Here is a 20,920-nt window from a genome sequence, read left to right on the forward strand (position 1 = left end):
TTTACTCGCGCTCGCGAAACTCCGTTGCAATCGAAGATATAAAACTGCGGCCGGGCTCATCGAACAGCGCGAACCGGCCGAAGAAGTCAAATAGCCTTAGATGCTCGTTCACATCCTTGGGGTCGCGCATGATGATAGCTCCGCCGAAGGTCTCCGCCGTTGCCAGCCGATCATCGTACAACGTGAAGGTGTTCAGCGGTCCCGCTCCCACGTATGCGGCAAGGGGAATGACTCCGATATGCACATTGCCAAGCATCGAAAGAGAGACGAGCCTGTCGAGCTGCACGGCCATAGCGGGTGGCGGAACCAGCGCCCATCTCAGTGCGGCTTCCGAAAGCAGGAAGGTGAACGTCTTGCTCTGCTCGTAGAGTACGCTCTGTCGCTCAAGTTTTCTGGTCAACATTCTGGAGTGGTCGCCGGGTACGAGGCTCATGGTTGCCTTGGCGTATTCCGGCGTGTTCAGTAGGCCGGTTATCATCAAGGGTAGGAAAAAGCGGATGTGGCTGGCTGTCTTCTCCAATGCGGCAAGTTCACGTTGCTTCTTCTCAAGCCCTTTCCGTAGCGCCGCCCTTAGCTCCTGAAACTCGGTGTTCGCCATTCGGGCAAGAGCTACAACCTCATTGGCGATATCTCGCGGCGTGCCGAGAGCGGCGAGAAGGCGTTCCACGTCCAGCGTGGACGGCTGGACGCGGCCCGTCTCTATCTTCGAGAGCTTCGCCTGGCTCATCCCGGCACGTGTGGCGACACTCTCACCAGTGAGGCCGGTGTTCTTCCTCAGAGTACGCAGCGTTTCTGCAAGGTTCGGACGATCCTCGCCTTGCCGCTCGGGTTCAATCTGCAACGTACTCCACAAACGGAACAGATGAACTTACAGCGATGTCGCGATAGCGGATGTAGTCGCCGGGATCGACATTCTCCAGCAGTTCACGGCCAATCTGAGTGCCGTCTGGCCGGTACATCATTCGGACTATGTGCAAGTCGTCGAACAACCAGAAATCATAGTCCGGCACGCCGGGGTTGGCCTTATCGGTGAGATCCAGTATTCGGATGTCTTCACCCGCTGCTGCGTTGAACCTGTACCACCACTCGAATTCGTAACGCAGGTACTCTGACAGCGGACACGTGACGACATGAACGCGTCCGATCGTACGGCCCGTTTCCCTGTAGTGGCGGACTTTCTCTACCCATTGTGCAGCGTGGTCTCCCGTCGGCTCCTCTCCGCTCAGGTAGCGTTGATATGTGTCCCGTTCGCCAGGCATCGTGTAGACGGGATGCGTTTCCAGCCGAAAAGCTGAGCGCTTGAAGCTGTCGAAGTATCCTTGCCAGGCATCACCTTCCAAGAGCACGCGCGGCCTCCAGAATCAATTGTTCGGGTACCTCGACAACCCATTCGCCCTCGGGTGTGCGTACTGCCCTCATCGCGTACCCCTGTACGGCGACGGTGCCGGGCTTGTTCGTACGGAACACGGTGGGGCAGTCGTTGGAGCCGCAATTGCCGCCCGCGATGACCTCGTTCACCTGTACGTCCATGTTGCCTCCTGCTGATCGGAAGGACCTACCAGGAAAGCTAAACAGGCCATCTCGCTGGGTCAACGCTATGTCCGTTATTCCTGAACATGAATAACGGCAGGGGCTGGGGGAGGCGACTGCCGAGCAACCTCGCAGGCTCCAACGCCAGGCGCGACGTTGCCCCACGCGGCGGGCGCTGTACGGCTCTCTGTGTGGCCCTGGAGTGCGCCGAAGGGGTCTCGTGCCCCCGCGGGCTTCGTAAGCCCTCAGTACGTGACCAGCCGTGCGCGTGGGGACCCTATCGGTCCGGGGGGAAGCCTCTGGGGCAGCACAAGATCAACGCTGTGCTGACAACAACTATGTGCAACGCGAGACCCCAGAACCCAAGCTCTATGGCTGTGATCTGGGGCCCTTCGGGTTTGTCGCGGAAGAGTGCTACAACCTGGGCGAACGTGTCGGGATGCCTACGAAGGTAGCTCCGCCGTCAAGTTGCCGTTGATCAAAGAAGTCGTCACCCTTGTCGTCCACGACGATGAACGCGGGGAAGTCCACGACCTCGATCTTCCAGACCGCCTCCATCCCCAGCTCCGGATACTCCAGCACCTCCACCTTCTTGATGCAGTCCTGGGCCAGGCGCGCCGCCGGGCCGCCGATGGAGCCGAGGTAGAAGCCGCCGTACTGCTCGCACGCCTGCGTGACCTGCTTGGAGCGGTTGCCCTTGGCCAGCATCACCATCGAGCCGCCCGCCGCCTGGAACCGTTCGACGTAGGAGTCCATGCGACCGGCGGTCGTCGGGCCGAACGAGCCAGACGCGTATCCCGTCGGGGTCTTGGCCGGGCCGGCGTAGTAGACGGCGTGGTCCTTCAGGTACTGCGGCATCTCGCCGCCGTCGTCCAGCAGCTCGGCTATCTTGGCGTGCGCGATGTCCCGGGCGACCACCAGCGGACCCGTGAGGGACAGCCGGGTCTTGACGGGGTACTTGGTGAGCTCGGCGAGGATCTCCGGCATGGGGCGGTTGAGGTCTACCTGGATGACGTCGTCCGAGAGGTGCTCGTCGGTGGTCTCCGGCAGGAAGCGGGCCGGGTCGGTCTCCAGCTTCTCCAGGAAGACGCCCTCCGGCGTGATCTTGGCCAGCGCCTGGCGGTCGGCCGAGCAGGAGACGGCGATGGCCACCGGGCAGGAGGCGCCGTGGCGGGGCAGGCGGATGACGCGTACGTCATGGCAGAAGTACTTGCCGCCGAACTGCGCGCCGATGCCCAGCTTCTGCGTCAGCTCGAAGACCTTGGCCTCCATCTCCAGGTCCCTGAACCCGTGCCCGGACGGCGAGCCCTCGGTGGGGATCGAGTCGAGGTAGCGGGCGCTGGCGTACTTGGCGGTCTTGAGCGCGTACTCGGCGGAGGTGCCGCCGACGACCACGGCCAGATGGTACGGCGGGCAGGCCGCGGTGCCCAGCGAGCGGATCTTCTCCTCCAGGAAGGCCATCATGCGCTTCTCGTTGAGCACGGCCTTGGTCTCCTGGTACAGGAACGACTTGTTCGCCGAGCCGCCGCCCTTGGCCATGAACAGCAGCTTGTACTCGTCGGGATGCCCGTGCGGGTCCTCGGCGTACAGCTCGACCTGGGCCGGGAGGTTGTCGCCCGTGTTCTTCTCCTCCCACATGGTGAGCGGAGCCATCTGCGAGTAACGCAGGTTGAGCTTGGTGTAGGCGTCGTAGACGCCGCGCGAGATGGCCTCGGCGTCGCGCCCGTCGGTCAGCACGTGCCGGCCGCGCTTGCCCATGACGATGGCGGTGCCGGTGTCCTGGCACATGGGCAGCACGCCGCCGGCCGAGATGGAGGCGTTCTTGAGCAGGTCGAGTGCGACGAAGCGGTCGTTGCCGCTGGACTCGGGGTCATCGACGATCTTCCTGAGCTGGGCGAGGTGCGAGGCGCGCAGGTAGTGGGAGATGTCGTGCACGGCCGTCTCGGTCAGCAGGCGCAGCGCCTCGGGCTCGACTTCGAGGAACGTACGCCCGGCGGCCTCGACCTTCCGCACCCCCTCCGAGGTGATCAGCCGGTACTCCGTCTCGTCGGCTCCCAGCGGCAGCAGGTCGGTGTAGTCGAACTCGCCCATGTCCATCCTTTCGGTCGCTCCAAGAGATTACGCGCCCTTGGAGCGGCCGGTGGACCGGATCAGGCCTCGGACGGCCGAACGACGGCGGGCGCGCCCGGCCGTTCTGCGGTCAGGCCCACCAGGATGCCCGCGATGACGAGTGCCGCGCCCAGCAGGTCGTACGCCGACGGCAAGGCCACCCCGAGCACCGCCCCCGTGACGATGGCCGCCACCGGGATGAGCCCGGCGAACAGTCCCGCCCGGCCGGGGCCCAGCTTGGGCAGCGAGGTGTACCAGAGGAAGAACGCGACCACCGTCACCACGATCGCCAGATAGGCGAACCCCAGCGCCTCGGGCAACGTCGGCACCCTGAGCATGCCCGTCCCGGTGTCGGCCAGGCCCACCACGACCAGCATGGGCACGGCCAGCGTGGTCGAGTACGCCGACGTCCTGATCGCGCCCAGCCTCGGCAGCAGGGGGATGGCCAGCAGGGAGAAGCAGATCTCGCCCACGAGCGCGCCCAGCGCCCACAACAGGCCGGTCAGGTTGCCGCTGCCGAGCCCCGTGGCCAGCGTCGCGCCGGCCACCACCACGACGGCCCCGATCAGCAGCCGGGGCGCCGGCCGGCCGCCGGCCAGGGCCAGCGCGAGCGGCACGGTGCCCAGCACGGTGCCGACCAGCGCGGGCCCCGACGCGAGGGTGGACTGGACCACGCAGACGTTGAAGAGCACCAGGCCGAACAGCGTCAGCCCGGCCAGGCAGAGCATCTCGCGCCGCGTCATGCGGACGAACCGCAGGCCGATCACCCGCGTGATCACGAGCAGAATGACCGCGGCCACGAGATACCGAATGGCCTGTCCGCCGTATATGGGATACGAGCCGACCAGGCCCGAGACGCCGGCCAGCGTGCCGACCAGGAACATGGCCGCGGCGGCCCCCAAGATGCCGTTTCTCATGCGAGGGATGTTAGGAAGACAATGGTTCGCGTAAACAGTCCAATGTCCCGCCGAAAGACAGGACCAATATGGCTGACCTCCACATCCAGATAGATCGCGGGAAGGGGGGAATCGCCGGACAGATCGCGTCTGAGCTGCGCGAATCCATCCGGGGCGGGCGGCTCACCCCGGGCACCCGCCTGCCCGCCACCCGGGATCTCGCGGTCGATCTGCAGGTGTCCAGGGGTGTGGTCGTCGAGGCGTACGAGCAACTGGTCGCCGAGGGCTTCCTGGTCTCCAGGGTGGGCGTCGGCACCCAGGTCACGCCCAAGAACGGCAACCGGCCGGGCCCCGGACAGCGCGCCCTGCCGCCACAGAGCCCCGGACAGCGCGCCCTGCCGCCGCAGGGCTCCGGACAGCGCGCCCCGTCCGCGCGGAACGGCGGGCGGCCGGGCTCCGGGCAGCGTGGCCCGTTTCCGCACAACAGCGGGCGGCCGGCCCCCGGGCAACGCGACCCGGCCACGCCGGCGCGGCCCTCGCCGGTCGGTCAGGCCCGGCAGAAGCCCGCTTCTCGCCGGGCTTCGGGCACCGCCGTGGGTCCTCCGTACTACGGTCATCGCCCCACCTCTCCGGACCTGGGCCACTTCCCCCGCGAGCGCTGGCTGGCCGCCGTCAGGCACGTCCTGACCACCGTACCTTCGGGCGCCTTCGATTACGGGGACCCTGGCGGCGTGCCTGAGCTGCGAGAAGAGCTGGCCGCCTACCTCAGGCGGGTCAGGGCGGCCGACGTGCGCCCGGAGAACCTGATCATCGTGGGCGGCGTGGCGCAGGGGCTGAGCCTGGTCCTGCACGTGCTGGGCCGGCAGCGGGGGTTGCGGCTGGCCGTGGAGGACCCGACCAGCCACCGCCAGGTGCCGCTGTTGCGGCGGGCGGGCGCGCACCTGGTGCCGGTGCCGGTGGACGGGCAGGGGCTCGACGTGCGTCAGTTGAAGGGGGACGCCGGGGACGCGGTTCTGGTGACGCCCGCGCATCAGTATCCGACGGGGGTGGTGTTGTCCCCGGCGCGCCGGGCGGCGCTGATGGAGTGGGCGTACGCGGGCAACCGGATGATCCTGGAGGACGACTACGACGCCGAGTTCCGCTTCGACCGCGACCCCGTCGGCTGCCTGCAGGGACTGGCGCCCGACCGGGTGGTCCTGTCGGGCAGCGTGAGCAAGGCGCTGGCCCCCGGGCTGCGGCTGGGCTGGGTGGCCGCGCCGGCCGCCCTGGCCGAGGCGATCCGCAGGGTGCGGGGCGAGCAGGACCTGGGCTCGCCGGTCATCGAGCAGTACGCGCTGGCGCACTTCCTGCGTACCGGGGGCTATGACAAGCACCTGCGCCGCATGCGCAGGGAGTACCGGCGCCGCCGGGATGCCCTGGTCGCGGCGCTGGCGGCGGAGTTGCCCGGGATGCGGGTGCGGGGGATCGAGGCGGGGCTGCACGTGTACCTGGAGCTGCCGGGCGGCTGGGACGAGGCGCGTACGGTGCGGGCCGCGCGCGAGCTGGGCCTGTACGTCGAGGCGGTGGGGCAGATGCGCGAGTCGCCGGGGCCGCCGGCCGTGGTGGTGGGGTTCGCGCGGCTGCCCGCGCACAAGGCGGCCGAAGCGGTCGCGGGATTGAAAGTCCGAATGTCCGGACAAATCATGAACTGAAGGGTTTTGCTGGGATCAATCGGGAGGCGTCATGCGTGTGGGACTGCTGGGTCTGGGCCGGATCGGAGCCTTCCACGCCGCGACCCTGGCCGCGCATCCCCTGGTGACCGAGCTGATCGTGGCCGATCCCGTACGCACGTCGCCGTACGGCGGGCAGGGGGACCCGTTCGAGGCGGACGTCGTGGTCATCGCGACCCCGACCGGCACCCACGCCGAGCTGATCATCAAGGCGTGTGAGCGGGGCATCCCGGTCTTCTGCGAGAAACCGGTGGCGAGCACGGTGGCCGACACCGTCAAGGTGCTGGAGGCCGCTGCGGGCAACCGGGTGCAGATCGGCTTCCAGCGCAGGTTCGACCCCGGATACGTAGCCGCGGCGCACGCGCTGCGCGCGGGTGAGCTGGGCGAACTGCACCGCGTGCACCTGGTCACGGCCGACGCCGCGCCGCCGCCCGCCGCGTACATCCCGCTGTCCGGCGGCATCTACCGCGACTGCCACATCCACGACTTCGACGCCCTGCGCTGGGTGACCGGCCTGGAGGTGGTGTCCGTCTACGCGAAGGGGGCCAACCGGGGCGCCGCGTTCTTCGCCGAGGCGGGCGACGTGGACAACAGCGCGGCGCTGCTCACCCTGAGCGACGGCACGCTGGCCACCCTGCAGGGCTCGCGTTACAACGGCGGCGGGTACGACGTGCGCATGGAACTGGCGGGCACCAGGCGCACGCATGCCGTCGGCCTCAGTCCACGGGCCCCGCTGCGCACCACGGAGGGCCTGCCGGGCCTGGGGCAGGAGTCCTGGCCGGACTTCGTCGCCCGCTTCGAGGCCGCCTACCGTGCCGAGATCGACGCGTTCCTGCGCAGCGACCGCAGCCCCTGCTCGATCGAGGACGCGCTGGAGGCGCTCTACGTCGCCGAGGCCGCCGACCTGTCGCTGCGCGAGGGCCGTCCTGTGGAGGTTGCGGAGGTGCGGCGATGAGTACTCGCGCGAGGTCACGGGCGGTGGCGGCTCTCTCGGCGCGGGCGTAGGCGTCAGGTCGTGGCGGGGGTGGCTCGTTTCGGTTCAAAGCCCGGCGCCAGGGCGATGATGACGGCGGACAGGAACAGCGGCGCGATGAACGCCATGCGCATGCCCGCGCTGTCCGCGATGCCGCCCACCAGGGCCGCCCCCACGATGTAGCCGACGTAGTTGAAGAGGTTCACCCGGGCGATGGCCACGCCCGTCCCCGCCGGGTCGAGCTTGCCGGCCGCCGAGAACGACTGCGGCGCCACCACCGCCAGGCCCACCCCGATCAGGCCGAACGCGACCAGGGCCGACCACTGGCCAGTGGCCAGCAGGACACCCAGGAAGCCCAGCGTGGCGATCACGCCGCCGATCCTGACGATGGCGGCGGGGCCGTACCGTCTGGCCGCGAAGTCGCCGCCGAGCCGGACGATCAGCGTGGTGGCCTGGTACGCGGCGTAGGCCAGCGGGATCACCCACGGCTCGGCCGTCAGCTCGGTCATGTAGACGGTGTTGAAGTTGGAGACGGCGGCGTCGCCGACGTACAGGAAGGCCATGGCCAGGCAGAGGGGGATGATCGGCCGCCACGGGGAGCCGCCCAGGGACGCGCTCTCGGGCTTCTCCTCCGCCGGGGCGTAGAGGTGGCGGCCGGCGTAGAGGGAGCCGGCCACGGCCAGGAGCATCGGGAGCGCCATGATGAGCTCCAGCGGAAGGCCGGCCGCCGCCGACGCCCACAGGGCCCCGGCCATGCTGAGCGCGCTCCACACGCAGTGGAACCCGTTCAGCACCTGCAGGCCGTACCTGCGCTCGACCGTCACGCCCTGCATGTTCATGCCCGCGTCCACCGCGCCCACGGCCAGCCCGTACAGCAGCAGCGCCGGCACCAGCAGGACCAGGTCGGGTGCGAGGCCGGTGAGCACCACGGCGGCGGCCACCGCCGGCTGGGCGATCCGCAGCAGCAGCCTGCTCCCGCGCCGGTTGGCGAACGCCCCGGCCACCATGCTGCCGACCCCGGCGAACACGGGCACGATGAGCAGCAGCAGCGTGAGCGTGCCCTCGTCGAGTTCGTGCTTGGCCTGCAGGTTCGCGATCTGGACGAGCAACGAGGCGAGGGACAGGCCCTGTACGGCGAACACGACGTACGTGGCGACGCGGGCCTGGCGATCACGCGAGGACGGCACAGGGCCTCCAGATTGGGGGGAAATCTAACGTGAGGCGCGGTCAGGTTAGCGGCTGTTGAGGCCCTCCGGATAGGCTCCCGGAGTGAAACGGGGCTACGCGTCCGGCACGGCGCGCAGGGAGCGCATCCTGGCCACCGCGCTGCTGGAGTTCGCCGAGCACGGCTACCGCGGCACGTCGCTGGCCCGCATCGCGGAGCGCGCCGAGTTGTCCCAGGCCGGGCTGCTGCACCACTTCAAGAACAAGGAGCTGCTGCTGCTCGCGGTCCTGGACTATCGGGACGAACTGGACACGCGCAGGTTCGACCTCGGCCCGACCGGCGGGATCGCCGCGCTGCGCGCCCTGGCCGGGGTGGTCGAGCACAACTCCCGGGTGCCGGGCCTGGTGCAGCTCTTCTCCGTGATCGGCGGCGAGGCCGTGACCCCCGGGCATCCGGGCCACGACTGGGCCAGGCGACGCTACCGGCGGCTGCGCGCGAACGTCGCGGCCGCGCTGCGCAGGGGCGCCGAGCTGGGTGAGTTCAGGGCGGGCCTCGACGCGGAGGCGCACGCCGACCGGCTGATCGCGATGATGGACGGCCTGCAGACGCAGTGGCTGATCGACCCCGAGCGCATCGACATGGTGACCGTCTTCAACGGCTACGTGGACGACCTCATCGCCACGCTCCGCCCCTGATCCTCCTCCGCCTCCTCCACGGTGAGGCTCTTGGCCGCGGCCCACACGCCCAGCGCCATCAGCGCCGCGACCTCGGTGACGGCCATGCCGCGCTCCACCAGCCCCAGTGGCATGACCCGCCACCACGGCAGCCCGTTGCTGGTCGCGAAGAGCATCATCGCGCCGATGCCCGCCACCCACAACACCGAGCAGATCCCGAGCGCGAACGCCACCAGCGTGGCTTTGGAACGGGTCCTGTGCCGCCAGGGCCGGGCGATGACGACGGCCGCCAGCGGCAGGCAGAGGAAGGCCACGAAGCTGCCCACCCGGTGGATGCTGCCGCTCGTGCTCGGCCCGACCGACCAGTCGTGCTTCTCGAACCAGGCCGTCATGAACAGCCCGACGCTCCAGCCCATGAGCGCGATGGTGCCGAAGATTCCGGCCAGCCTCTTGCGGGCCAGTGACACGCCGATGGCCACCGAGCCCGCCGCCAGCAGGCCCACGCCGAGCCCGAAGATCCAGCCGTCGGGGCCCAGGCCGTGCTCGCTGATGGTCCGTCTGAGGGGGTTCATCTCGTCGAAGCTGGTCAGCTCCAGAGCCAGGATCACCGTTACGCCCGCGCCTGCCGCGCCGAGGCCCCACCGCGCCGGTTGATGCACGACACCCTCCCTTTGTCGGGGACAACGGCCGTACACTCCGGGAGATTCCTAAGAAATTCCTGAGAAACAGGGACTTGCGGGGGCGGCGCGCCGGAGGGAACGGGAACTTCGCGAAGGGGGATTGCCGGACCACCGGCCGGAATCCGCTGACACCCGTTCAATTGGGGCGAGCGAACGAGGCGAGCGCCAGTTATCGTCAGAAGTGTGAACGAACGTGCGGGATCGTGGTTGCCCAAGCTGCAGGAAGTCGGCGAGCGGCTGGCCGAGGAATGGGCGTCCGCTCGCCGTCCGCAAGGGTCGGGCGACGACGTGCCGCAGCCACACGAGCTGCGCGCGTCCGACGCCGACCGCGAACGCATCGCCCAGGTGCTCCAGGACGCGCACGCCGACGGGCGGCTCACGCTGGATGAGCTGGAGGAACGGCTCGGCGTGCTCTACGCCGCGCGCACGCTCGGCGAACTGGCGGCGCTCACCACCGACCTGCTGCCCGCCGACGAACAGCCGCTCAACCTGGACGGCCGGCCGGTCGCGGCCATCTTCAAGAAGGAGCAGCGCGGCGGGCGCTGGGTGGTGCCGGCCGAGCTGGGCGTGACTACCATGTTCGGCACGACGAAGCTCGACTTCCGTGACGCGATCCTGCAGAACCGGCTGATCGTCATCAACGCCACCCTCGTCTTCGGCGGGCTGGAGATCCACGTGCCGGAAGGGCTGGAGGTGATCAGGGTGGCCAAGGACAAGACGGTCCGCCTGACCAAGCAGCCCACCGAGCCCGGCGCGCCCGTGGTTGAGGTGCGCACGACGAACTTCGCGGGCGAGGTCAAGGTCAAGGAACCACCCCGCCGCAAGCGCCGCCGCTGACCCTCCTCCGTTCGGTTCAGTCCGCGGTGTCGAAGTTTCGGTCCGCGGTGTCGAAGTCTCAGCCCGTGGTGCCGAAGTTTCGGCCCGCGGTGTCGAAGTCTCAGCCCGCGGTGTCGAAGTTGATCGAGCTGTACGCGCGCAACTTCCAGAGCTGGTGCTCGCTGTCGATCTTGCGGATGGTGCCCGACCGGCCGCGCATCACCAGCGACTGCGTGTGCGCGGAGCCGGCGCGGAACCGTACGCCCTCCATGAGCTCGCCGTGCGTGATGCCGGTGGCCGCGAAGAACACGTCGTCGGACCTGACCAGGTCGTTCGTGGTGAGAACCTGGCTGAGGTCGTGCCCGGCGTCGACGGCCTTGGCGCGCTCGGCGTCGTCGCGCGGCCACAGCCTGCCCTGGATCACGCCACCCAGGCACTTGAGCGCGCACGCGGCCACGATGCCCTCGGGCGTGCCGCCGATGCCCAGCATCAGGTCGATGCCGGTGCCCGCGCGGGCCGCCATGATCGCGCCGGCCACGTCGCCGTCCACGATGAACTTGATCCGCGCGCCCGTCTCCCTGATCTCCTTGACCAGCCGCTCGTGCCTGGGCCGGTCGAGCACGACCACGGTCACGTCGGACGGCGAGCAGTGCTTGGCCCTGGCCACCGCCTGGATGTTGGCGGCCACGGGCGCCTCGATGTCCACCACGTCGGCCGCCTCGGGGCCGGTGACCAGCTTCTCCATGTAGAACACGGCCGACGGGTCGTACATCGAGCCGCGCTCGCTGACCGCGATCACCGACACCGCGTCCGGCATGCCGAGAGCCGTCAGCCTGGTGCCGTCGATCGGGTCGACCGCCACGTCGCAGTCGGGGCCGCCGCCGTCGCCGACCTGCTCGCCGTTGAACAACATCGGGGCCTGGTCCTTCTCGCCCTCGCCGATGACGACCACGCCGTTCATCGACACCGTGCTGATGAGCTGGCGCATGGCGTTCACGGCCGCGCCGTCCGCGCCGTTCTTGTCGCCTCTGCCGACCCACCGGGCCGCCGCCATCGCGGCCGCCTCCGTGACGCGGACGAGCTCCAGGGCCAGGTTGCGGTCGGGGGCGTGCTCGCTGGTGGCGAGCGACGGTGGCACGGACGTCTGGTCGGACATGATGATCGGGCCCTCCTTGTGGGACATCTACCTCGATCGTAGTTGCCGGTCTATTCCCGGCCAGAGGGGGATAATCTGCTAGCGGAGAACGGATTTTGCGCCATACGCAGTGCGCACCAAGGATCTTGCCTCCAACATGGAGCGTGGCGTCCGCCGTGGAGGGGATCCGTAATGAGCGATGTGGAGAATGTGGCTGCCCAGCCGCGTACGTCCGAGCGTGGCGCTGCCACGCGCAGCTCGCTGCTGGCCGCCGCCAGGGAGGTCTTCGTCTCCAAGGGCTTCGCCGAGGCGGGCGTGACGGACGTGGTGGCCAGGGCCGACGCCAGCGTGGGCAGCCTCTACCACCACTTCTCCGGCAAGGCCGACCTGTACCTCACGTTGTGGGAGGAGTTCCAGGCCAGGCAGACGCAGCGGACCAAGCGCGCCGCCCGTGACGCCAGAGCCGCGGGGGAGAGCGACCCCATGCGGGTGTTCGTCAGCGCCGCCCGCGCCTACCTGGACGGCTGCCTGGAGGAACGCGAGCTGGCCGCGCTGTTCCTGCGTGGCGACGGCCCGCCCGGCTTCGAGGTGGTCATGCGCGACCGGCTGCGCAAGTGGGCCAAGCGCAACGCGGCCCTGTTCGAGGACGAGCACGCCCTCGTCGTGGTCGTCACGGGTGCGCTGGCGGCGGCCGTGTCGGAGGTCGTGCACTCGGGTGATCGCGGTCTGGCGGAGGAGGTCCTGGCCATCATCGGCCAGATCCGCCCGGCCACTTCGGCGACCGCCGCCTCCAGCGGGTAACCTCGCCAACTGTGCGGTTCACCCAAGGTTTGTACGGCTACGTGGTAGCCCTGTTCATCTGCCTCGCGGGGGCCGGGCTGTTCCTGCTGATCACCCCGCAGAGCCGGGAGGAGCACATCCCGCGGCTCGACTACTCCATCACCGTGGCGAACTTCGGCCATTCGGTGCCGTACGGCGTGTGGGCCCCGCCGCGCGACCCCGCGAACTGGGTGCCCAACAGCAACAAGATCGCCAAGGGCGAGAACGGCGCCCAGGTCCTCCACCTCGGGTACGCCACGGCCGCCCGGCAGCACGTGATGTTCGCGCAGAGCAACGAGCAGCCGGCCGTGGGGTTCGCCAACCGCATGGCCAACTCCAACAAGGTCCTGGGCACGCAGCAGGTCGGCGGGGTGGCCTGGGAGAAGCGTTTCCGTGAGGACAAGAACCAGCGCACGCTCGTACGGGTGCTGCCCGACGTGACCCTTGTCATCACCGGTACGGCCGACTGGGCCGAACTGGGCGAACTCGCCGCGATCCTCCAACAACGCCCCAAGGGCTGACCGGCTCCCCAAGGGCTAACCGGCTCCAAGGGCTGACCGGCTCTCCGGAGGATGCCCGCGCGTGCCCGTGCAGCGGCTGTCACCGCAGCTCGCGGCGGCGTTCCCGGTCCAGGAGGCCGAGGTTGTCGGCCGGTCCCTCTAGGGTGGTGACGTGGCAGACGAGAAGGCGCCCTCAGGCGAGCAGACACCCTCCTACGAGCAGGCCCGCGAGGAGCTGACCGAGGTGGTGCGCCGCCTGGAGACCGGCGGGCTCACGCTTGAGCAGTCGATCGAGCTGTGGGAACGAGGGGAGAGGCTGGCGGCCGTCTGCGAGGAGTGGCTCCAGGGGGCCAGGGTCAAACTCGCCGCCGCCATGGCCCGCCGCTCCGACCCTTCCACGGCCCACTCCAGCGACGCCCCCTTCTGAACGAACCACCGATCAGGTGCCGGCGCGGCCCCCGTCGTGAGCGCGCCGGCCTGGCGAGGGGTCAGGAGGCGTTCTTGAGCAGGGCCACCACCGGGATGCGGCGGGTGGTCTTGGCCTCGTAGTCGGCGAATCCCGGCGCGATCGCCACCATGCGGGCATAGAGCCGGTCGCGCTCCGCACCCTCGACGAACTCGGCCGTGGCCCCGAACTTGTCCGTTCCGACCTCCACCGTCGCCTCCGGTGTGCCGCGCAGGTTGTGGTACCAGGCGGGGTGGTTGTCCGCGCCGGCGTTGGAGGCGATGACGACGTAACGTTCGCCGTCCTCCAGATACATCACCGGCGTGGTGACGGACCTGCCACTCTTGGCCCCCGTAGTGGTGAGCAGCACCAGTGGCGCGCCGTCGAACATGCCGCCGACCCGGCCCTCGTTGGCCCTGAACTCGTCGATGATCTGCTGGTTGAACTCGTTAGGCATTCCCGGCTCCCTCTAATCGGAGAATCCTCCGGTTGAAGATTAACCGGAGAGATCTCCGTTTACAACCCGGTATGCTGCGCCCGTGTGCGAACGCCGATCACTGCCCATCGTCGGGCAGCCCCAGCAGGAGCGGGCCGACGCCGCGCGCAATCGGCGCAAGATCATCGAGGTGGCGGCGCAGATGATCGCCGAGCAGGGGGCCGAGGAGCTCTCACTCGATGAGGTGGCGCGTGCGGCGTGCGTCGGCGTCGGCACGGTCTATCGCCGCTTCGGCGACCGCGCGGGGCTGGTGCTGGCGCTGATCGACGACCGGGAGCGGCGCTTCCAGTCGGAGTTCCTGTCCGGGCCGCCACCGCTCGGCCCGGGAGCCCCCGCGGATCGGCGGGTCGTGGCGTTCCTGCACGCGCTGGTGGATCGGGTCGTCGCCCAGCAGGGGCTGCTCCTGCTGCTGGAGAAGGAGATGACGAAGCGGACGAGCGGGCCGTACCAGGTGTATCACGTGCACCTGACCGCGCTGCTCGGGCAGGCGTGCCCGCACGCCGACGCCGCCTACCTCGCCGACGCCCTGCTCGCGCCGATCAACGCCCGCCTGATCGCCTTCCAGCGCGAGGAGCGCGGCATGACGATCGAGGAGATCAAGTCCGGCCTGGCACACCTGGCCCGCGCCGTCACGTGCGCCGGACCATAGCCGTCACCTGCGCCAGACCATAAGGGCGTCGCTGAGCCATCAGCCGGCGCTCGGCCATGTCGGCGCTCGGCCATGAGCGCACGCCCGGCCATGAGCGCACGCCCGGCCGCCACACGGCGTCAGGCGGCCACACCGCCGTCCCTGTCTCGCCTCAGGCGGTCACACCGCCGTCCTCCTCTTGCCTCAGGCAGTCCTGCCGCCGTCCGCTTCCTGCTCAGGCGGTCACACCGTCGTCGGCTTCCTGCCTCAGGTGGTCTCGCCGTCGTCCGGTTTCTTGCTTCGGGAGGTTGTGGTGCCGTCCGCCTTCTTGCTCCGGGCGGTTGAGGTCTTGGCGCGTGCGGGGCGGGCGGGTGCGGCGCCGTCCGGGTCCTCGGTGCGTACGGTCAGGCGGTCGTCACTCAGCCGGATCGTCAGCGGCGAGCCCGGCGCGACGTCCTTGGCCAGGCGCACCACCTCGCCGGACGGATGTTGCACGATGGCGTAGCCCCGTTCCAGCGTGGCCGCCGGGGACAGGGCGACGAGGCGGGCGCGCAGGTGGGTCAGATCGTCGGCGGCGCGGTCGAGCGAGCCCGACAGGGACCGCCTGGCCCGGTCGCGCAGCGCCTCGGCCTGCTCGGCGCGGCGCTCCAGCTCACGTACGGGATCGGCCAGCGAGGGCCGTGAGCGTACGGACGTCAGCCAGGACATCTCCCGGTCGAGCCAGCCGCCCATCACCCGCCGGCCCCGGTCGCGGAGCTGGCGGACCAGCGTGAGCTGCTCGCCCACGTCGGGCACGACCTTCTTGGCGGCGTCGGTGGGCGTGGAGGCGCGCACGTCGGCCACCAGGTCGAGCAGCGGGCTGTCCTGCTCGTGGCCGATCGCGCTCACCACGGGCGTGCGGCAGGCGGACACGGCGCGTACGAGCGTCTCGTCGGAGAACGGCAGCAGGTCCTCCAGCGAACCACCGCCACGCGCGACGACGATCACGTCCACCTCGGCGTCGGCGTCCAGCTTGCGCAGGGCCTCGGTGACCTCGCCCACCGCGTACGGCCCCTGGACGGCGACCTCCTCGACCTTGAACCGCACGGCGGGCCAGCGCCGGCGGGAGTTCTCCAGCACGTCGCGCTCGGCCGCCGAGTCACGCCCGCAGACGAGCCCGACCGTGCCCGGCAGGAACGGCAGCCGCCGCTTCCTGTCCGCGTTGAACAGGCCCTCGGCGGCCAGCAACTTGCGCAGCCTTTCGAGCCTGACCAGCATCTCGCCCACGCCGACCGGGCGCATCTCCAGCGCGGTGAACGCGAACGAGCCCCTGTTGACCCAGAAGTCGGGCTTGACGTGCAGCACCACCCTGGCGCCGTTGGACGGGCGCGGCTCCGTCGCCTCGTAGACGCCACGCGGGGCGGTGACCCTGGCGGACACGTTGGCGACCGGGTCGCGCAGGGTCAGGAACACCGTGCCGCCACGCGCACTCAGGTCGGTGATCTCACCTTCGACCCAGATCGTGCCAAGTCTGCCGATCCAGCCGCCCACCATCTGCAGGACCGTGCGGATCGGCAGGGGAGACTCGGGCGTGGTCTTCGAGGTCATGGCGGAAGACTACGGGTTCGGTACGACCTATTCCCCGGCCGCGAGCTTGGCGAGGCGGTTCTCGAACATCCGGATGACCTCGGGCCGCGCCGTCGTGGCCTGCTCGTAGGCGAGGTAGTCGCCGATCTGCTCCGCCGTCTTGCCGCGCATCCTGGCGCGCAGGGAGGCGACGGTGAGCTCGGAGAAGCCGGGCAGCGGCTCGGTCAGGTTCACGGCGACGGAGGTGGTCGGCTCGGGGGCGGCTGCGGGCTCCGCGGTGGCGGCGGCGGGTTCGGGCGCGGGAGCGGGCTCGGATGCGGGCGCGGGCTCCGCCACCTTGGACTTCGCAGCCTTCGGCTTGGCGGCCTTGGGCTCCGCGACCTTGCTCTCCGCGGGCTTGGATTCCGCGACCTTGGGCTCTGCGGTGTTGGGCTGGGCGGCGTTGGGCTGGGCGGAGGTGGGTTCCGCCGTCTTGGGCTCCTCGGCCTTGGGCTGGGCGGCCTTCGGCTCGGCGGCGGGCGGCTCCGTGGCGGGAACCTCCGACTCGGTGGGCTTGGGGGCCACGCCGGTCGTGGTCGCGGACGCCGTCCTGGGGGTGGCCTCGGCCTCCGGCTCGGGGGCGGTCGCCGGCTCCGGCTTGCTCGCCGGCGCGAAGATCACCGGGTCCGGCTTGGTCCTGGCGACACCGTTGGGCTCGGCCGAGCTGGGCCGTGGCGCGAAGATGACCGGCTCCCTGCGCGCCGGCTTGTCCTGCGCCGAAGCAGCCGAAGCAGCCGAAGCGGGGGAAGTGTCGGACGTCTTGGCGGACTCGGCAGGGGCGGCGGCCACCTGCTCGGCGGCGGTGGGACGGGAGTCGTACTCCTCCTCGCGCTCCTCCTTGCCGCCAAGCCCCTTGATGGAGTTCTTCACGCGGTCCACGAGCAGCAGCGCCTGTCCGGCGGCGCTCAACGTGGTCTGGACGACGAACAGCGGCAGGTCTCGGGCCTTCTCCTTGAGTTCGTCCTTGTTGGTGACGGTTCTGGTGATGTTGCGTATCACGTCGCTGAGGGACATGAACGTCTCCCTGGGAGGTCAGTATTGGACGGCTAGTCTGGCAAACCGTGGGCAACCACGCACGCGCGGGCCAGATGGCCGCTCCACGTAGCATAGAAAGTATGGAGCCCCAGACCCCCACTTCCCGCCGAGTCCTCGTAGCCAAGCCACGCGGCTACTGTGCCGGAGTCGATCGAGCCGTGGTAGCGGTCGAGAAGGCGCTGGAGCAGTACGGCGCCCCGATCTACGTCCGTAAGCAGATCGTCCACAACACTCACGTCGTCAAGACGCTCGAGGCCAGGGGCGCCATCTTCGTCGAAGAGACCGAGGAGGTGCCGGAGGGCGCCATCGTGGTGTTCTCCGCGCACGGCGTCTCGCCGGTGGTGCACGAGGAGGCCAGGCAGCGCAACCTGCGTACCATCGACGCCACCTGCCCGCTGGTGACGAAGGTGCACAACGAGGCCAAGCGGTTCGCCGCCCAGGACTACGACATCCTGCTGATCGGGCATGAGGGCCACGAGGAGGTCGAGGGCACCTCCGGTGAGGCCCCCGACCACATCCAGCTCGTGGACGGGCTCGACGCGGTGGACCAGGTGCAGGTCAAGGACCCCAGCAAGCTGGTGTGGCTGTCGCAGACCACGCTGTCGGTGGATGAGACCACCGAGGCCGTGGCCCGGCTCAAGCAGCGCTTTCCCACGCTGATCGACCCGCCGAGCGACGACATCTGCTACGCCACCCAGAACCGGCAGGTGGCGGTCAAGGAGATCGCCGCCGACTCGCAGCTCGTCATCGTGGTCGGCTCCGAGAACTCCTCCAACTCCAAGCGGCTGGTCGAGGTGGCCAAGGACTACGGGGCGCAGGCGTCGTACCTGGTGGACAACGCCGGCTTCATCCGCGACGAGTGGCTCGAAGGCGTCACCACGGTCGGCCTGACCAGCGGCGCCTCGGTGCCGGAAGAGCTGGTGGACGAGGTGCTCGCGCACCTGGCCGCGCGCGGCTTCGGCGACGTCACCGAGGTCGAGCCGGTGCAGGAGAGCATGCGCTTCGCCCTGCCCCACGAACTGCGCAAGGACCTGCGCGCATCCTGAGCTCGGCTGCCAGGCTGCGTAAGAACCTGCGCGCATCCTGAGCTCGGCTGCTTGTCAGTCCTCGCCGCGCGGGGAGCCGTACATCTTGGGCTCGAAGTAACCCTCGGGCTCGGGTGCGAACGTCGGCTGGCGCGGGCGCGGCATCTCCGCGCCCGCCTTCAGCTCTTCGCGAAGCTCGCGTACGTTGTCACGGAGCCCGCGCCGCCACGTGATGCCGAGCACCAGCGCCGAGCCCGCGAACAACCACGGCGCGCCCCTCGTCATCGAGGTGTAGAGCCCCAGCGCCAGCGACTGCACGATCGACACCGACCCGAAAGCCCGCCCGAGCTCGACGAACAGCGTGGCGCAGAAGAACACCAGCGGCGGCGTCACCACCAGCGACAGCAGCTCACGCCGGTTGACCAGCAGCGCGCCGAGCACGCTCGCGATCACGAACGCCGCGCCCACGATGTGCTGGACGTTCAGCAGGGCCGTCAGCACGTAGCCCGCCATGGTGGCCACCAGGGCGAGCGCGATGGCGCCGCGTGCCGTCAACCTGACGGCAGAACGCCTGCCCTTCTCACCCACCGGCCCACCCCCATTTACTGCGACCCGTTGGCCAACTTACCGTTCGCGTGGGAAATCAGAGATGAGGTTTCGAGCAGTTCTGGGGAGGCCAGCGGCCTGGGCAGCCCGTCGAGCATCTCCGGAGCGTCGAGATCGCCGTCAACGACGCCCAGATCATTGAGTTTGCGTGCGGTGACCAGAACGCGGCTTTCGAGCGATCCGACCGACTTGTTGTACGCCTCCACGGTCCGCGTCAGAGCCCTGCCCAGCGACTCGACGTTCCTGCCCAGTGACGACAGCCGCTCGTACAACTCCTTGCCCAGCTCGAACACCGCCCGCGCGTTCTCGCTCAGCGCGGCCTGCTGCCAGGCATAGTGCGCGGTGCGCAACATCGTGATCAGCGTCGTGGGGGTGGCGATGTGCACCCGCCGTGTCATGGCGTACTCCAGCATCCCGGGATCGCGTTCGAGCGCCGGAGCCAGGAACGCCTCCCCGGGGATGAACAGCACCACGAACTCCGGCGACGGGTTGAAGCCCTGCCAGTACGCCTTGGCCGCCAGCCGGTCGATGTGCTCGCGCACGTGCCTGGCGTGCGCGTCGAGCCGTACGGAGGCCAGCGACTCGTCCGACGCCTCAGCGGCCTCCAGATAGGCCGCCAGCGAGACCTTGGAGTCGACCACGATGTTCTTGCCCCCGGCCAGCCTGATGACCATGTCGGGCCGCATGGGGCCCTCGGTCACCTGCTCCTCGAAGTCGCAGAAACGCTGCATCCCGGCGATCTCGGCGACCCTGCGCAGTTGCAGCTCGCCCCACCGCCCCCGGGCCTCGGGCCGCTGGAGGGCTCTGACCAGGGCGGTGGTCTGGGAGCGGAGCTGCTCGTGGCTCTGGCGGACGAACTCCATCTGCTTGGCCAGCTCCGCCCGCGCCGCCCGCTGCCCCGACTCGGTGTCGCGAAGTTGCGCCTCGACCCGCGTCAGGGCGTCCTTCAGCGGCTCCACCAGGTGTTCGACGGCCTGCTTGCGCTGCTCCAGATCGCCTGTGGCCTCCGCGCGGCTGGCCGCGAGCCTGGTCTCTGCCAGCTCCAGGAAGCGGAGGTTGTTGACGTCGAGCGCGCGGGTGGACAGCGCCTGGAAACGTTCCGCGAGCTGCTCCTCGACGTAGACGAGCTTGTCCGCGGCCGACTTGGCGCGGGCGTCGGCCTCGGCCACCCGTACGGCCGCCCTGGTCCTGGCCACCAGGAACCCGATGAGCAGCCCGACGGCGAGACCGATGAGAAGCGACACGACGTCCACTCCATCGATCATTGCAGGCCCCCGGTCGTGTTTCTTCCCGACACGCTTGGGCGTTTCGCTTGTGCGCCACATCTCCCGTCACCCACAGTACTGGGATGGACACGCTACCGAAGCTGGCCGCCGCGGGCGCCGCCCTGGCGATCGCCCTGGTGGCGCTGGCCGGGGCCGTCATCGCGGGCTCCGGGGACGGTGCGCGTACCCGGCCGGTGCTGCGCTGGTCGCCCGGCGCGTGCGTCACGGGCGAGTACGCGCTGACCGAGTGCAACGGCGGCGACTCGGAAGTGGTGGCCCTGGCTCCCGACCCGCCGGGGCCGGGCGACTGCCCGGTGGACACCGACGACGTGCTGAGGGTCGGCTCGGGCCGTACGGCCTGCGTACGCAACTTCCTGGAGCCCCACCCCGGCGCCCCGGGAGGAGGCGGCGGCGTGCTGCGGCCCGGCGACTGCGTCACGCTGGAGGGCCGCGAACGGGCGTGCGCAGAATCGGGCTGGTACGGCAAGGCCCTGGCCCTCGCCCCCGAAACCACCGCGTGCCCCGGCGGTACCTTGGACACCCTGGACGCCGACACCCGGGTGATCTGCCTGGGCGCGGGCGGACAGGTCCTGGACAGGGGCGCGTGCGTGGCCGAGCCCGCCACCGACGTGATCGCCAGATCGGCCGTCTCCAGGGTGCCCTGCGACTCCCCGCACGCCTGGGCCAGGGTCCTGTCGTTCGAGACCGCCCCCGCCGCCTGCCCTCCGACCTCTCGGCGCTATCTGCGGGCCGACCAGGGATATCGTCCGGTGACCTGTCTGTCCATCATCAGCCAGTAAACTCACTGA

At 69.6% G+C, this 20,920-nt stretch carries 23 protein-coding genes; 10 read left to right on the forward strand and 13 right to left on the reverse strand.

Annotated elements, in window-relative coordinates; genetic code table 11:
• Position 1: 1 nt before the first annotated feature.
• The 5 genes from AB0I81_RS17010 to AB0I81_RS17030 all read right to left on the reverse strand — a co-directional run bounded on the left by AB0I81_RS17010 (position 2) and on the right by AB0I81_RS17030 (position 4,556).
• On the reverse strand, positions 2-841 hold the full coding sequence (locus AB0I81_RS17010) for a helix-turn-helix transcriptional regulator (RefSeq protein ID WP_360657070.1): 840 nt from the start codon (positions 839-841) through the stop codon (positions 2-4).
• Positions 831-1,346: a DUF6879 family protein gene (locus AB0I81_RS17015; protein WP_360657073.1), complete on the reverse strand. Its 516-nt coding sequence runs from the start codon at positions 1,344-1,346 to the stop codon at positions 831-833. Before AB0I81_RS17015 ends, AB0I81_RS17010 begins: the two co-directional genes overlap by 11 nt.
• Entirely contained in the window at positions 1,330-1,530 is a 201-nt protein-coding gene (locus tag AB0I81_RS17020; RefSeq protein ID WP_360657076.1) for a hypothetical protein, read from the reverse strand. Before AB0I81_RS17020 ends, AB0I81_RS17015 begins: the two co-directional genes overlap by 17 nt.
• Positions 1,531-1,944: 414 nt before the next feature.
• Complete coding sequence (locus tag AB0I81_RS17025; RefSeq protein ID WP_360657079.1) at positions 1,945-3,621, reverse strand: fumarate hydratase; 1,677 nt, start codon at positions 3,619-3,621, stop codon at positions 1,945-1,947.
• Positions 3,622-3,680: 59 nt separating this feature from the next.
• The gene (locus AB0I81_RS17030) at positions 3,681-4,556 is read right to left on the reverse strand and encodes a DMT family transporter (RefSeq protein WP_360657082.1); all 876 of its coding nucleotides are present in this window, start codon (positions 4,554-4,556) and stop codon (positions 3,681-3,683) included.
• A gap of 68 nt (positions 4,557-4,624) precedes the next feature.
• Between AB0I81_RS17030 and AB0I81_RS17035 the strand changes: the two genes are divergently transcribed.
• Positions 4,625-6,226: a PLP-dependent aminotransferase family protein gene (locus AB0I81_RS17035; protein WP_360657085.1), complete on the forward strand. Its 1,602-nt coding sequence runs from the start codon at positions 4,625-4,627 to the stop codon at positions 6,224-6,226.
• A gap of 31 nt (positions 6,227-6,257) precedes the next feature.
• Positions 6,258-7,199, forward strand: coding sequence for a Gfo/Idh/MocA family oxidoreductase (locus AB0I81_RS17040; RefSeq protein ID WP_360657088.1), 942 nt, complete (start codon positions 6,258-6,260; stop codon positions 7,197-7,199).
• Positions 7,200-7,252: 53 nt separating this feature from the next.
• Here the strand turns inward: AB0I81_RS17040 and AB0I81_RS17045 are convergent, their stop codons facing one another.
• Positions 7,253-8,404, reverse strand: coding sequence for an MFS transporter (locus tag AB0I81_RS17045; protein WP_360657090.1), 1,152 nt, complete (start codon positions 8,402-8,404; stop codon positions 7,253-7,255).
• Positions 8,405-8,486: 82 nt separating this feature from the next.
• Here AB0I81_RS17045 and AB0I81_RS17050 point away from each other — a divergent pair, with 82 nt between their 5' ends.
• On the forward strand, positions 8,487-9,077 hold the full coding sequence (locus AB0I81_RS17050; protein ID WP_360657093.1) for a TetR/AcrR family transcriptional regulator: 591 nt from the start codon (positions 8,487-8,489) through the stop codon (positions 9,075-9,077).
• On the opposite strand, the gene AB0I81_RS17055 is transcribed toward AB0I81_RS17050, so the two are convergent.
• Entirely contained in the window at positions 9,041-9,715 is a 675-nt protein-coding gene (locus AB0I81_RS17055) for a DUF998 domain-containing protein (protein ID WP_360657096.1), read from the reverse strand. The genes AB0I81_RS17050 and AB0I81_RS17055 overlap by 37 nt on opposite strands.
• A gap of 204 nt (positions 9,716-9,919) precedes the next feature.
• On the opposite strand from AB0I81_RS17055, the gene AB0I81_RS17060 reads away from it, so the two are divergent.
• Entirely contained in the window at positions 9,920-10,573 is a 654-nt protein-coding gene (locus AB0I81_RS17060; protein ID WP_360657099.1) for a DUF1707 domain-containing protein, read from the forward strand.
• A gap of 100 nt (positions 10,574-10,673) precedes the next feature.
• Here the strand turns inward: AB0I81_RS17060 and glpX are convergent, their stop codons facing one another.
• On the reverse strand, positions 10,674-11,708 hold the full coding sequence (gene glpX, locus AB0I81_RS17065; protein ID WP_360657211.1) for a class II fructose-bisphosphatase: 1,035 nt from the start codon (positions 11,706-11,708) through the stop codon (positions 10,674-10,676).
• 171 nt (positions 11,709-11,879) lie between these two features.
• Between glpX and AB0I81_RS17070 the strand changes: the two genes are divergently transcribed.
• The 3 genes from AB0I81_RS17070 (at position 11,880) to AB0I81_RS17080 (ending at position 13,433) form a co-directional block, all read left to right on the forward strand.
• Positions 11,880-12,488: a TetR/AcrR family transcriptional regulator gene (locus AB0I81_RS17070; RefSeq protein WP_360657101.1), complete on the forward strand. Its 609-nt coding sequence runs from the start codon at positions 11,880-11,882 to the stop codon at positions 12,486-12,488.
• 11 nt (positions 12,489-12,499) lie between these two features.
• Positions 12,500-13,027, forward strand: coding sequence for a DUF4245 domain-containing protein (locus AB0I81_RS17075; RefSeq protein ID WP_360657104.1), 528 nt, complete (start codon positions 12,500-12,502; stop codon positions 13,025-13,027).
• 151 nt (positions 13,028-13,178) lie between these two features.
• Positions 13,179-13,433: an exodeoxyribonuclease VII small subunit gene (locus tag AB0I81_RS17080; RefSeq protein WP_360657106.1), complete on the forward strand. Its 255-nt coding sequence runs from the start codon at positions 13,179-13,181 to the stop codon at positions 13,431-13,433.
• A 61-nt stretch (positions 13,434-13,494) separates the two neighbouring features.
• Here AB0I81_RS17080 and AB0I81_RS17085 read toward each other — a convergent pair whose 3' ends face one another.
• A complete protein-coding gene (locus AB0I81_RS17085) occupies positions 13,495-13,908 on the reverse strand; it encodes a nitroreductase family deazaflavin-dependent oxidoreductase (RefSeq protein WP_360657109.1) in 414 nt (137 codons plus the stop codon).
• A gap of 82 nt (positions 13,909-13,990) precedes the next feature.
• Here AB0I81_RS17085 and AB0I81_RS17090 point away from each other — a divergent pair, with 82 nt between their 5' ends.
• Entirely contained in the window at positions 13,991-14,596 is a 606-nt protein-coding gene (locus tag AB0I81_RS17090; RefSeq protein ID WP_360657112.1) for a helix-turn-helix domain-containing protein, read from the forward strand.
• 246 nt (positions 14,597-14,842) lie between these two features.
• On the opposite strand, the gene xseA is transcribed toward AB0I81_RS17090, so the two are convergent.
• Positions 14,843-16,162, reverse strand: a complete 1,320-nt coding sequence (gene xseA, locus AB0I81_RS17095; RefSeq protein WP_360657115.1) for an exodeoxyribonuclease VII large subunit — start codon at positions 16,160-16,162, stop codon at positions 14,843-14,845.
• Positions 16,163-16,189: 27 nt separating this feature from the next.
• Positions 16,190-17,194, reverse strand: coding sequence for a hypothetical protein (locus tag AB0I81_RS17100; RefSeq protein ID WP_360657118.1), 1,005 nt, complete (start codon positions 17,192-17,194; stop codon positions 16,190-16,192).
• Between the two features lie 101 nt (positions 17,195-17,295).
• Here AB0I81_RS17100 and AB0I81_RS17105 point away from each other — a divergent pair, with 101 nt between their 5' ends.
• Positions 17,296-18,261 carry a 4-hydroxy-3-methylbut-2-enyl diphosphate reductase gene (locus AB0I81_RS17105; RefSeq protein ID WP_360657121.1) on the forward strand — a complete coding sequence of 322 codons (966 nt, stop codon included), beginning with the start codon at positions 17,296-17,298 and terminating at the stop codon, positions 18,259-18,261.
• Positions 18,262-18,315: 54 nt separating this feature from the next.
• On the opposite strand, the gene AB0I81_RS17110 is transcribed toward AB0I81_RS17105, so the two are convergent.
• Together AB0I81_RS17110 and rmuC are read right to left on the reverse strand one after the other, a co-directional pair.
• Positions 18,316-18,828 carry a DUF6542 domain-containing protein gene (locus AB0I81_RS17110; RefSeq protein WP_360657124.1) on the reverse strand — a complete coding sequence of 171 codons (513 nt, stop codon included), beginning with the start codon at positions 18,826-18,828 and terminating at the stop codon, positions 18,316-18,318.
• A 14-nt stretch (positions 18,829-18,842) separates the two neighbouring features.
• Positions 18,843-20,111 carry a DNA recombination protein RmuC gene (rmuC, locus tag AB0I81_RS17115; protein WP_360657127.1) on the reverse strand — a complete coding sequence of 423 codons (1,269 nt, stop codon included), beginning with the start codon at positions 20,109-20,111 and terminating at the stop codon, positions 18,843-18,845.
• A gap of 83 nt (positions 20,112-20,194) precedes the next feature.
• Here rmuC and AB0I81_RS17120 point away from each other — a divergent pair, with 83 nt between their 5' ends.
• Positions 20,195-20,911, forward strand: coding sequence for a hypothetical protein (locus AB0I81_RS17120; RefSeq protein ID WP_360657130.1), 717 nt, complete (start codon positions 20,195-20,197; stop codon positions 20,909-20,911).
• Positions 20,912-20,920: the final 9 nt, after the last annotated feature.

This window comes from Nonomuraea sp. NPDC050404 (genome assembly GCF_040655495.1).
Classification (GTDB): domain Bacteria; phylum Actinomycetota; class Actinomycetes; order Streptosporangiales; family Streptosporangiaceae; genus Nonomuraea.